Origin of the sequence: Nonomuraea sp. NPDC049028, assembly GCF_043197735.1 — a bacterium.
Taxonomy (GTDB): domain Bacteria; phylum Actinomycetota; class Actinomycetes; order Streptosporangiales; family Streptosporangiaceae; genus Nonomuraea.
In genome coordinates this window covers 266,033-278,090 of the sequence record NZ_JBICTR010000002.1, presented here as the reverse complement: position 1 = coordinate 278,090, position 12,058 = coordinate 266,033, and the positions used below count along the sequence as shown (strand labels likewise).

Here is a 12,058-nt window from a genome sequence, read left to right as displayed (position 1 = left end):
TCGGCCCCGCATCGCCCACAAAGGCGGCCGGAGCCCGATTCATCCACCAATGCACCTCTCCCTAATTAATCCCGAAAAACCAGGACAAATGCTTTATTGCTGATTCGTCGTGTCGACAGCCGCCCGCATTACCGAAAGAAGACTATTTGATAACGAGCCACTCTTGAGATATTCGCCCACTATAGGCTCACCGCCACGCACGAATGAGCGGGAGGCGGCCACGATGCTCAACAGCTCCGGAACGGATTCCCCGCACACGCGGACCGCGAATGTGAAAATGTCTCGCATGGGCAATGTGACGCGTTACCTTTGCGGCGCCGCCTACCTGGATAGCGGCTTCCGCGACAAAGTTCTGGCCGAGCTGCTGTTCGACCAGTATCGGGCGATCCCTCCCTCTTACGGGGGTTTCGACGTGATGCCGGTGATCTATCACTGCCGACGATCCCGGACGATGCTCGTGGTCCGCGACGCCCTGATCACCGGGTTTTTCGCCATCGGCTGTTTCATCGCCCCGTTGAGCACATTCGCATGGGTGACGACCCTCATCCCGTTCGCCCTTCTCACCGTGGACGGGATCCGGCGCGGGCCGCTGTACGTGCGGGCGCTGATCTGGCTCTGGGCCGGCTACTCGGCCTTCTCGCTGCTCTTCCTAGCGATCTTCAACGCACTCTTCTCCGTGCTCTTCTCTGCTGCGACGGGCCTGCCCACCGCACGCCGCTCATCAGTTCCCGATATATACGGAATTGAGCCTGCTGCCCCGGACATCGTGAGCGACAGCACCGGCTCCCTGCTGCAAGCGCTCATGGTTCCGGCCGTCACGCTCGGCGTCGCACTCGTGTACCGGATCGCGATCTACCTGACCCTCGTCGGGAACCTCAAGCCGGGCGCACCGGAACCCGTCATCAGAACCACGCACCCCAAACTGGCGCGCCGCCTCGACTACATCCGCGGCGCGCAGTGGGGAAACATCACCATGTACGCGAACGAGGACGCGTTCCTCGGCGCCGGGACGATCCAGCGGAACTGGTCCATCGCCGTCGAACTCGACCGCGTACGCGAGAATCACCGGCCGGCACGACGGGCGGACCCCGTCGACATCGACCCGGTCGAGCTGCACGGCTTCGTCCGCAGCCGCCTCATCGACATGCGTGACCGCGTACTCCGGCCCAACGAGGGCATCCAGCGGCTCGACATCGGAGACCACGTGGTGACGCGCGGGATTTTCACCGTCGCCGACGGGCAGCGCGACCGCGCGGCCGGGCCGCATCCGATGATCGACCGCAACGGCCTGCCCCGCTACCTGGCCACCCCCGAGGAGATCGCGGCGATCGCCCGCCATCCGCAGGGCGGCGTTCGGTACTACCAGCGCGTCACCATCAACAACGCCGGCCAGGAGATCCGCGACCTCAACGGCAACCTGGTCGCGCCGGCCGAGGACCAGGAGGCGCTGACATCCGCGTTCATCTACCTCGCCGTCGAAGGCCGAATGCTCTACACGCAGTTCGTGGTCACCGTGCTCCCGCCGGCCCACGACCTCTATCACGTAGTCGACAGCCTGCCCGCCATGACCAGCGGGCGGATCACCTGGGAGGCGGTCAAGGTCCTGAAGCTCCAGCTCCTGCGCGACGTGCTGGCGGCTCCGGTCCGGGTCGTCCGGACGATCGTGCAGAGCGTACGGCAGAGCTCGATGACGCCGAACCCCCGCGACCACATCGTCTATCCGTACGGGGCCCGCTTCAGCGTCCGCGAACTGGGCGCCAGCGAGCGCCTCCAGACCCACATCCAGGTGCTCGACGTCACGAAGTACATCAAGATGATCGAGCAGCGGCTCACCGAGGCGGTCCTCGACTTCCTGGAGGAGCGGAAGGTGGAGACCGGCGCCTACCGGCTGCAGGCGGCCAGCGTGACCTCGTACTCGATGTCGGTGGGGCCCGGCGGCACGGTGAACGGCCCGATCGCGTTCGGCGAGCACGCGTCGGCGACCTACGGCCAGGCACGTGACTAGCGGGGAGGATTCGATGGGAACGGAATACGGCCTGCACATCACCGGTGGGCAGGTCAATGGGCCCATCGCGATGGGCGCGCACGCCCGCGCCACCGTCAACCACCTGGGCTCTTCGGCGCCTGGTACGGCCGAGCAGCTGCTGGATCAGTTGGAGAGGCTGCTCGGGGAGCACGAGTCGGTCGTGGACGAGCCGGGCAAGGCGCGGCGGGACGCGGCTGACGTCCGGCGGGAGCTGGCCGAGGCCGAGCCGGACCGGTCGCGCATCCTCGACGCCCTGAAGCGGCTCTCGCTCAGGGCTGGCGAGGTGTCGGTCATCGTCGAGGTCATCGGCAAGATCCGCGAGCTGTTCTCCTAGGACCCCGGCTGTCTCGTCATCCGACCGTCTCGATCCGTGTGACGGTCCGTGGTGGCTGGGGTCCTTTGAGAGATACCCCCTTCGGGGGGAAAGGGAAGCGGTTTGACGTGGCTGGGGTCCCCATTGAGGGATCCCTCTGGGGAGAGATGGAAGGAGGTCCGTCTTGGCTTGGGTCCACAAGGAGAGACCCTCCGGGGAGAGAAGGCGGAGACCCTCCGTTGTGGCGGAGGCCCCATGGACGGGCGCGACGTGGGTCAGAAATCGTCGGGGGTGCGGACCCGGTCGCGGACCCAGACGCCGGCCGCCTTGAGGCGAGAAGTGCCCACTCGGTCGGGTGAACAGGCGGGGGTTGGTCTCGTAGCCGTCCTCCTGGATGTACATGCAGATGTGCAGCACGTCGGCCTTCCAGTCGTCGGCCAGCGCGTTCAGTGACGCGGTGTTGAGGCACTGCAGGCCGTGCGAGCTCATGCCGCGGAGTCGACAGCCGCAGTGCGTTCATCCGCCCTGCTCAGGCGATCTCGACGGTGCCGTTGCCCGCAGGAACCTCGACCGGGACGGCGACGTCCTTGGCAGGGACGGGTTGGGCGGCGGCCTTCTGCTCACGGGCGAGGAAGGCGCCGAGTTCGGCGATGGTGGTCATCAGCGGGGCGGGGAAGACGACGGTGCTGTTCTTGTCCACGCCGATCTCGACCAGGCTCTGCAGGTTGCGCAGCTGCAACGCCAGGGGGTGGGCCATCATGATGTCGGAGGCCTCGCCCAGCGCGGCGGCGGCCAGGTGCTCACCCTCCGCGTTGATGATCTTGGCGCGCTTCTCACGCTCTGCCTCTGCCTGGCGGGCCATGGCGCGCTTCATGCTGTCGGGGAGCTGGATGTCCTTCAGCTCCACCAAGGTCACCTCCACCCCCCATGCGACGGTGGTGACATCGAGGATCTGGCGGATGTCCAGGTTGATGCGGTCGGTCTCCGACAGCGTCTCATCCAGGGTGTGCTGGCCGACGACCTTGCGCAGCGTGGTCTGGGCGATCTGGTCGATGGCCGCGCGGACGTTCTCGATCGCCACGACCGACTTGATCGCATCGACCACCTTGAAGTAGGCGACCGCGGACACGTCGACGCTGACGTTGTCGCGGGTGATGATGCCCTGGGACTGGATCGGCATCGTGACGATCCGCATAGACACTCGGCGCAGCACGTCGACGAGCGGAATGATCAACCGCAGGCCTGGTTCGCGTACGCCCAGCACCCGGCCCAGGCGGAACAGCACGCCCTGCTCGTACTGCTTGACGATCCGCACCGCCAGCGCCAACATCAGCAGCAGCACGGCCACGATGATCGCAGGGATGGTCCAGCCGTTCATGGTCAGCTCCGTTCGCTCGCCAGCGGAGATCGCCGGGTCCGGCAGGATCGACGAGACATCCTCGTCAACCCGGCTGATGGACGCCCTGTGGGCGATCCCCTTACCGGAAGCCTCCAGCCGGGCGCGCCTGGCCGCCAGAGGCGAAAGACCTCAGCCGGCACGACCGCGAGGGGCGTTCGGCGGCGCGGGGTGGGACCCTCTGCCCTGTCGCGAGAAGGCAGGCGCTTCGCTCCTCGCCCGTGAGCCGTCATCAGGTTGCACCGCCCAGAGCGTGCTTTTGGCACCGCAAGGGGCGTAGGGTCGAGATCAGGAGGAGCACGACACACCAGCCGGGCCGCCTTCTGCCGGGTCCGGCACCAGGCGTTGCCCCAGCCCCCGGCGGCATCCACCAGTCCACGGCAGCGCAGGCCATCCCATCGCCTTCCCCGACGGCCAGGGATGTGGAGTCCACGGCGGACGACGGGCACTGTCGCGGTCATGGACATCGCTTCACGATCGCCCACCAGCGTCGGCGACCACTGGACTGGCCGCCCGGAAACCCTTCCGGTCGGCGGGACGGCGAGCCGGTTGGCGCAGCGAGGAACGCCGCCATGCACGGCACCGATTTCGGTCAGACCCATCCGCGTGAAACCGGCCTTGCCGGTCACGTGAACGCCCCCGTTCATGCGCCGCAGAACCCTGTCGCAGACGACTACCGCATCGCCTCCGACCTGCGCGACATCCTGGTCAATCAGATCTTCATCGTCAGCCTGGACCTGCACGCCGCCCTCTCCCTGACCGACGATGCCCAGGCCAGAACGCGAATCACTCGCGCCATCGGCGGGCTGGATCACGCCGTCGTCGACCTCAGACGCACCCTCTTCGACCTTGACAGACACAGTTCTCTCACCGAGGAGGGCCCGACCCCGGACGTGGCCACGATCGACTAGAAAGCACTCTTGCCTGCCCAACATGGGGTGAGCCTGGCAGATCGCCGGGCTCATTCCCGTTACCGGCGAGCCCGAGGCAGACCCACCAGACAAGAAGACCTTGACCGCACGAAGCCCATGCACATTCCGACGTTGGCGTTCGGCTGCATGCTCACAGACAACCAAGGTCGTTGGCTGGGTCCTCGCCCGCATCAACGATCCTGACAACATGTGGCTTTTCGATCGGCGCTGGGGTGTCGACGTAGCGCTTCCCGCAGCGACCCCGCTGGTGTCCCTGATCGAGGAGGCCGTGGGCACCACCGACACCATCGGCCTGATGCGGCTCGCGGCCGCGACACCGTTCTCGTCGTCACCCACAGCGCGACCGAAAGCGATATCCACCTCCTCTTCCAATAGCCGAATGCGGCCCTGGGCGGGTTGCTGCCGCCTCTGATCTGCCCGCGGCCGCATGCGCGGCAGTCTCTTCGCTTCCCCATCGCACAAATGACGCCCACCACCCGCAAACCCTCTGAAGTGCCCGGGAGGAGTGCGTAGGCGTACAGCGGCGAAGCCTGACGTGCGGCTGACGAGTCACATGAGAGGCTGCGTGCATGGAGCAGCAGGACAAGCGATCGCATGCCACCGGCCACATCCAGATCCTGGACCGTGATGCCTGCCTGGCGCTGCTGTCAACGGTCGCCGTCGGGCGTATCGCCTGGACGGCACCCGGCACCGATGCCCTGGAGATCGTGCCCGTCAATTTCGTGCTGGACGACGACGGCATCGCGTTCAGAACCGAGAAGGGCGGCAAGCTGGATGCCATCGAACACGGTGTGCCGCTCATCTTCGAAGCCGACGACACGGAGCCGGCCTTGCACGTGGGCTGGAGCGTCGTACTGACCGGCCGGGCCGAAGTGGTCACCGACCCTGGACAGGTCCGTCGTCTGGAGCGCATCGTCGGAGCGCCCTGGGTCGCGATGGCCGAACCGGTGTTCGTACGGCTGTCCCTGAACGAGGTCAGCGGTCGCCGCCTTCCCCTGCACCCAGGCGGTGTCATTGCCCCCTCGGCCGAGGATCGGGGCTTTTGAGTCTCCCCTTTCGGAGCGGACATCTCCTGACAATAGATCTTGTTTGCGAGGTCTTCCGGCGAGCAAGCCCAAATCTGACCGCCCCAGTCAGACTCGGGTCTTGCTCGCCGAGGACCGCGTGCGGTGTCCCCATCCAGGGCCGCCGCCGGGCCCTGCGGTGCGGCCACCGAGGGCCGCACCGGCTCAGCCGCCGAGAGCCGCGTCCTGGCCGATGGGTGCGATGCGGTGGCCAGGACGCGGTCCCTGTCACCAGGGGGCGGTGCAGATGGCCCGGCTGCCGGGCACGCCCCTCGGTGCCCCGCAGGCGCGGAACTGCAGGTTCGGATCGCTCGAGGTGCGCGCGGCGGGAGTGGTCACGATGTCCCCGTCCCAACGGGCCTCGAACGGGCCGCAGTAGCCCCAGGTACGGCCCCCGTCGCTGGTCACGTCAAGGGTGACCCAGTCGCCCTGCTTGGCGCCGGACAACTGGGCCCAGCCGTGCTGGATGCCCTGGATCTTGCCGTACATGAGGTTGAACTGCGGGCGTCCGTTGGTGCCACCCCAGCGGACCATACGGGCGGACTTCGGGTCGTTGCCCGTGAAGTGCCACCATCCACTGCAGTCGATGGGATCGGCCGCAGCCACCGCCGGACGTGCCATCGCGGACACAGACGCCGCCCCCGCCGGACGTGTCGTCACGGACGCGGGCGCCGCCGACGCGCTCGGCGCGGACACAACGGCGCCGGCGAGTAGAATGGCCGACACCGCAGCCACCCCGAGATGTCTTTTCTGCATGTTTCTCCCCCTGGCCTACGTGAAATTCCTGACCCCTTGTCGTCATCACGGTAAACAGCGGCTCTGTCAAAAGGCTGACGTCATCCTTTCGGCAACCTGTCGCCCCAGCGCGGGGCGGCCGTATTAAGGATGGCTACGAAGTAGAACTCCGGACAGGATGTATTCCGGTACACGCGGAAACTGTCCTTCCTTGCTGCATGGTGGAGAGTGCGAACAGGTGATCGTGTCATTGGGGATGGCGCGCACACCGACGGGAGATCGCGGAAAGGTCCACGGATGGAAACGGGTACGGGGATCCGGTTCAGTGTGCTGGGACCACTGGAGATAACACGGGGCGGCCGGCCGGTACGGCTCTCGGCGGCCAAGCAGCGCATCGCGCTGGCGACATTGCTGGTGAACGCCAACCACCACGTACCGCCCGACAAACTCATCGAGTACGTGTGGGGCGACGATGTGCCCAAGCAGGCGCGCGCGGCCCTGCACACCCAGATGACCAGGCTGCGCCGGGCACTGGACGACGGCGCCGACGGGCGGCCGCTGATCGAGACCATGGGGGCGGGATACATCCTGCGGGCCGACGCCGACACCCTCGATGTCGAGCGGTTCCGCGAGCTGGCCGGACAGGCGACGCTGGCGGCCGGGGCGGGCGACCAGGCGGGAGAGTCCGGTCTGCTGCGCGAGGCGCTCGCGTTGTGGCGGGGCCCGGTGCTGGTCGACGTGGTGTCGGAGTCGCTGCACCGCGACGAGGTGCCCCGGCTGGGAGAGGAGCGGATGCGGCTGCTGGAGCGCTGGTTCGACCTCGGGCTGCGGACCGGCCGCCACGAGGAGATCATCGCGGACCTCAAGGCCGCCACCGCCGAGCACCCGCTGCGCGAGCGGCTCTGGGAACAACTGGTGCTGGCCCTCCATCTCGCCGAGCGCCGGGCCGAGGCGCTCGAGGTCTACCGCCACGTCGCCGCCCTGCTGCGCGAGGAGCTCGGCATCGATCCCGGCAGTGATCTGCGGCGTCTCCAGCAGGCCGTGCTGAACGGCATTCCCCTGACGACGACGGAGTCGGCGCCCGCCGAGCCCGCGACCTATCCCCCGGCCCCGGTGCCGCGCCAGCTGCCGTCCGATCTCGCCCGGTTCACCGGCCGCCACACGGACCTGGCGAAGCTGTACGACTTACTTCCGGAAGAAGGGGAGCATCGGCCCATCGTCATCGCGGCGATCGGTGGCGCGGGCGGGGTCGGAAAGACCGCGCTGGCCGTGCACTGGGCCCACCAGGTGCGGGAGCGCTTCCCCGACGGGCAACTGCACATCGACCTGCGCGGGTTCGGCCCCGGCGAGCCGATGGCGCCCGCCACCGCCCTGGAGATGATGCTGCGGTCCCTGAACGTACCCGCCGACCAGATCCCCACGGCGGTCGAGGCCCGCTCCGCGCTGCTGCGCAGCACGCTGGCCGGTCGGCGGGTGCTGGTTCTGCTGGACAATGCCCGCAACACCGCCCAGGTACGACCTCTGCTCCCCGGGTCTGACTGCCTGGTGCTGGTGACCAGCCGCACCCGCCTGGCCGGGCTGGCCGTACACGATGACGCGCGGCACGTCTTCCTCAGCAGGCTGCCTGAGGCGGAGTCGTACACGCTCCTGGGCAAGATCCTCGGCGCCGGGCGCGTGTCCGCCGAGGCCGAGGCCGCGGCCGAGCTGGCCCGGCTGTGCGCCCACCTTCCGCTGGCGCTGGCGATCAGCGCCGAGCACGTGACCCGGCGGTCCGGCGCGCGGCTGGCGGACCTGGTCGCCCAGTTGCGCGACGAGCGGTCCCGCCTCGACCTGCTCGACGTGGACGACGATCCGCAGATGAGCCTGCGGGCGGTGTTCTCGTGGTCGTACCAGGCGCTCGATCCGCGGGCCGCGCGGGCGTTCCGGCTGCTCGGGCTGCACAGCGGGACGGAGTTCGGGGTCGGCGCCGCCGCGGCGCTGATCGGGGTCCCGCCCGCCGAGGCACGGCGGCTGGCCGAGATCCTGACCGACCGGTGCCTGCTGGAGACGGGCGGCGTCGAGCGGTATCGCATGCACGACCTGATGCGCGTCTACGCCGGCGAACGGGTCGAGGCGGAGGAGTCCGACGCCGACCGGCTGGCCGCGGTCAAGCGCCTGCTGTCGTGGTACCTCCACACCGTCGACCAGGCCGATCAGGTGCTCAACCCCCAGCATCAGGGCCTGCCGCTCCCGCCGCTGGAGCCGTCGTGCGAGCCGTACACCTTCTCCGGCTACGACGCCGCGCTGTGCTGGCTCCAGACCGAGCACGCCAACCTCATGGCCGCCGTACGGCGGGCCTTCACGCTCGGCCAGTACGGCGTGGCATGGCAGCTGCCGTGCGCGCTGTGGAGCTTCTTCAACCTGCGTAAGCACTGGGACTCCTGGATCTCCAGCAACGAGATCGGCCTGGAGGCCGCGCTGCTGCTGGGCGACGCGCACGCCGAAGCCACGATCCGCACCAGCCTCGCGCTGGCTCACTGGGACCGCCGGCAGTTCAAGGACGCGCTCCCGCACGCCGAGATCGCGCTGGCGCTCCAGCGTGATCTCGGCGACCGCTGGGGCCAGGGCAACGCGCTGAACACGCTCGGCCTGGTGCACCGGGACCTGGACGCGGCGGAGGCGGCCGTCGTGTGCCACCGGGAGGCGCTGGCCATCTTCACCGACCTCGGCTATCACTGGGGGCAGGCCATCGCCTCGGCCGGGCTCGGCCGGGCGCTGCTCGCTCTCGGCCAGCCGCGTACGGCACTCCAGCACCATCTGTCCGCGCTCGCCGCCTTCCGCGCGATCGACAATCTCTGGGGCGAGGGCATCGCGCTGACCGACATGTGCATCACGTACGCCGCGCTGGGCGACCACGAGGAGACGATCCGCTGGTGCTTCCGCTCGCTCGACCGCAGCCGTGAGATCGGCGACTGCAACACCGAGGCCCGCACCCTGCACATCCTCGGCCAGGCCCTGGCGGCGACCGGCTGCCCGGTGCTGGCCGTCGAGACCTGGCGGCGGTCCCTGACCATCTTCGACCACCTGGCCGACAGCGAGGCGGCACAGGTGCGCGCCGACATCGCCGAGGTGGAGGCGGAGACCGGCTTCTCCACGGAATCCATGCTCGAACCGGAGAAAGCCTGGCTCTCGGACATCGTCGCCTCATCCCGCGTCATCTCATCCCGCTGAGTCCTGCGGGCTCCACCGGCTCAGCACGGATCGCGCGAAGCCGGTGAAGAGATGGGTCTCGCCATAGATCCGGGCCGCGTCCTCGGCCGCTCGCGCGCAGCGCCGCACCGCGGCTTCGGGGTCGCCGAGCCTGCCGAGCTGGTGCGCGAGGATGACCTCCCCTGCGAGGACATGCGCGTCACCGGCGCCGAACACGCTCCGGCCCACCTCCAGGGCCCATTCGGCGATCTCTCTGGCCCGCTCGTGATCTCCCGCCCCGTCCATCCGGCCGCCCACCCACCAGGCCAGGTTGGTGAACAGCGTCATGGCGCCCCAGCCGTCAAGCGCCCCCTCCTGGAGCACACGTTCACCCAGTTCGTCGAGCCAGGCGACGGCATCCGCGTCAAGCCGCGGGTCGCCGATCTCCTCGAGGGCGGCCTCGATGTTGTCCAGGCTGTCGGCGATCTCGCTGTCACCGATCGCGACCTTGTCGGCGGCGAGCTCCTGCCAGAGCTCGACCGCCCGGCGGGGATTCCCGCCCCACCGGGTCCAGATCGCGATCTCGAAGCGCCCACCGTGCACGATGCCGCTGTCCGCCCCGTGCACCCGCGTACCGACCTCGACCAGCTCCTCCGCCAGCGCGAGCGCCTCTTCCGTGCGGCCCACCGCGCCGATCTGGCGGGCCAGCGTCAGGCGGCACGCCAACGTCTGCGCGTGCTCCGCGCCCAGGAGGCGTTCGCTCTCTTCCGCGGCCGCCCGCGCCAGGTCGAGCGCCCGGGCGGGATCTCCGCTCTGGTGAAAGCGCGCCCCGATCCACCAGGCCACCCGGTCTCGGAGGGCGATCACCTCCTCCGGCGGGGCGCCGCTCTCGGCCGCCCTGGCCAGGGCTCGTTCCAGCCAGCTCACCACGTCCTCATCGCGGCCGGCCGAACTCATCATGTGGGCGAAGTCCAGCGCCGCCTCGAGAAGCCCCGCGTCGAACGCCTGGTGAAGGGCACGCTCGGCGATATCCGTACGGTTCCGGAAATATGCCGACCAGCCGACCTCCACGACATCACTCGCGGTGACGAAGGAGACGACCGCCTCCCAGGTCTGTCCCGGCACCTCGGGCAGGCCCTGGGCCTCGTCCAGAGCGTCGGCCAGATAGTCGAACGCCACATACAGCTCGTCCTCGGCCGGAACCAGCAGGCTGCTGGTCGAGTGCAGCGGTTGGGTCGCCCAGTCCAGTGCCTGCTCCCACGATTCCGGGCGAACACCGGGCCGCAGGTAGCCCTCGTGTAACTCGCGCAGCAACGACAGCGGCACCGGCCGCTGCACCCCCGCCCGCCGTACATCGACCGCCGCGCTCACCAGCGCGGCGCCGCGCGGCCGGCCCTCCGGCCAGGAGCCCTGAGCGTCCAGCCATTCCTGGAACAGCTGCGGGCCGGCGGCCAGATATTGGCTCACGCCGTACTGGTCGCCATGCTCGAGCGCCTGGCGGATCCGATGATCGTCGACGTCGGCCGCCGCCCGCCGCTCGTCCGGCGACCACAGGCGCTCGATCCGGATCTCCAGCGCCTGCTTCAGCACGGCTCCCGCCAACCGGTGCGCCTGCCGGTCACTGTCGCTCAGACCCGAGCTCGCCCGAGGGCTGTAGCGAGCCCGCTCGTGCGACCTCATCGTGGCCAGGACCACGCAATGACGGTCCGGGGCGGCGATCAGTGGGCTGATCATCTCCGCCGTCAGGCCGTCCACGCCCAGGTACAGGTCCAGGTCGTCCAGCCAGACGACGCTCTTGCTCCGGCGCCGCGCCAGGTCCAGGGCCTGCGGCAGGTCCGGCTTGCCCACCGGGCGGATGAACGTGTGGTCCGGCAGGCACGCGCGCATCGCCTCGTAGGCGGCTCTGGTCTTGCCGGCCGTCGACTCGCCCACGACCAGGACGAACCTGCTCACGGCCAGCGCCCGCTCCAGGTCGTCGCTCCGGTCGCGGCGGGTGTACGGCGGGCATCGGTCGATCGTGCCGTCGGGCCCGGTCAGCGGGGGCGCCAGGTGGACCCCGATGCTGAGCGGGTCTTCGATGTCGCGCACCTGGAGCGGCTTTCGGCGTTCGCCGGTGTAGAGCTGCGGCTGCGTGGCCGCGTTCCGGTCGATCGCGCGCTCGGCTCGTACGGTGAGGACCGCGGCCCCGCCGCTGACCGCCCCCACCAGCACGGAGCCGACCAGCGCGGGCATGGACGAAGCCAGGAGGGAGACGACCGCGCTGGCCGTCGCCGCGATCACCAAGAGCCACCAGCCGCGCAGCCGCCTCACGTATCCGCCGCCCTCCGTCGCCCCATATGCAGCAGAGTATGACTCAGATGTACATGATCTTGCATGGGAATCGGCGCGATATTCGACGGCGAACGCCTCCCGGCTACGGCGTTC

8 protein-coding genes are annotated in these 12,058 nt (G+C 69.0%); 5 read left to right on the top strand and 3 right to left on the bottom strand.

Features of this window, described 5'->3' with window-relative positions:
* Nucleotides 1-295: 295 nt before the first annotated feature.
* Together ACGFJ2_RS07610 and ACGFJ2_RS07605 are read left to right on the top strand one after the other, a co-directional pair.
* A complete protein-coding gene (locus ACGFJ2_RS07610) occupies nt 296-2,005 on the top strand; it encodes a hypothetical protein (protein ID WP_393465799.1) in 1,710 nt (569 codons plus the stop codon).
* A gap of 13 nt (nt 2,006-2,018) precedes the next feature.
* Nucleotides 2,019-2,360 (top strand): hypothetical protein, encoded by a 342-nt coding sequence (locus ACGFJ2_RS07605; protein ID WP_393465797.1) that lies wholly within the window; start codon nt 2,019-2,021, stop codon nt 2,358-2,360.
* Between the two features lie 508 nt (nt 2,361-2,868).
* Here ACGFJ2_RS07605 and ACGFJ2_RS07600 read toward each other — a convergent pair.
* Nucleotides 2,869-3,717 (bottom strand): slipin family protein, encoded by an 849-nt coding sequence (locus ACGFJ2_RS07600; protein WP_393465794.1) that lies wholly within the window; start codon nt 3,715-3,717, stop codon nt 2,869-2,871.
* Between the two features lie 590 nt (nt 3,718-4,307).
* On the opposite strand from ACGFJ2_RS07600, the gene ACGFJ2_RS07595 reads away from it, so the two are divergent.
* Nucleotides 4,308-4,646: a histidine kinase gene (locus ACGFJ2_RS07595; protein ID WP_393465792.1), complete on the top strand. Its 339-nt coding sequence runs from the start codon at nt 4,308-4,310 to the stop codon at nt 4,644-4,646.
* Between the two features lie 590 nt (nt 4,647-5,236).
* A complete protein-coding gene (locus tag ACGFJ2_RS07590) occupies nt 5,237-5,713 on the top strand; it encodes a pyridoxamine 5'-phosphate oxidase family protein (protein ID WP_393465790.1) in 477 nt (158 codons plus the stop codon).
* A gap of 246 nt (nt 5,714-5,959) precedes the next feature.
* On the opposite strand, the gene ACGFJ2_RS07585 is transcribed toward ACGFJ2_RS07590, so the two are convergent.
* Nucleotides 5,960-6,487, bottom strand: a complete 528-nt coding sequence (locus tag ACGFJ2_RS07585; protein ID WP_393465788.1) for a hypothetical protein — start codon at nt 6,485-6,487, stop codon at nt 5,960-5,962.
* A gap of 276 nt (nt 6,488-6,763) precedes the next feature.
* On the opposite strand from ACGFJ2_RS07585, the gene ACGFJ2_RS07580 reads away from it, so the two are divergent.
* Complete coding sequence (locus tag ACGFJ2_RS07580; RefSeq protein ID WP_393465786.1) at nt 6,764-9,676, top strand: BTAD domain-containing putative transcriptional regulator; 2,913 nt, start codon at nt 6,764-6,766, stop codon at nt 9,674-9,676.
* Here the strand turns inward: ACGFJ2_RS07580 and ACGFJ2_RS07575 are convergent.
* Nucleotides 9,665-11,944: a hypothetical protein gene (locus tag ACGFJ2_RS07575; protein WP_393465783.1), complete on the bottom strand. Its 2,280-nt coding sequence runs from the start codon at nt 11,942-11,944 to the stop codon at nt 9,665-9,667. The two genes, ACGFJ2_RS07580 and ACGFJ2_RS07575, sit on opposite strands and share 12 nt — an antisense overlap.
* Between the last annotated feature and the right edge of the window lie 114 nt (nt 11,945-12,058).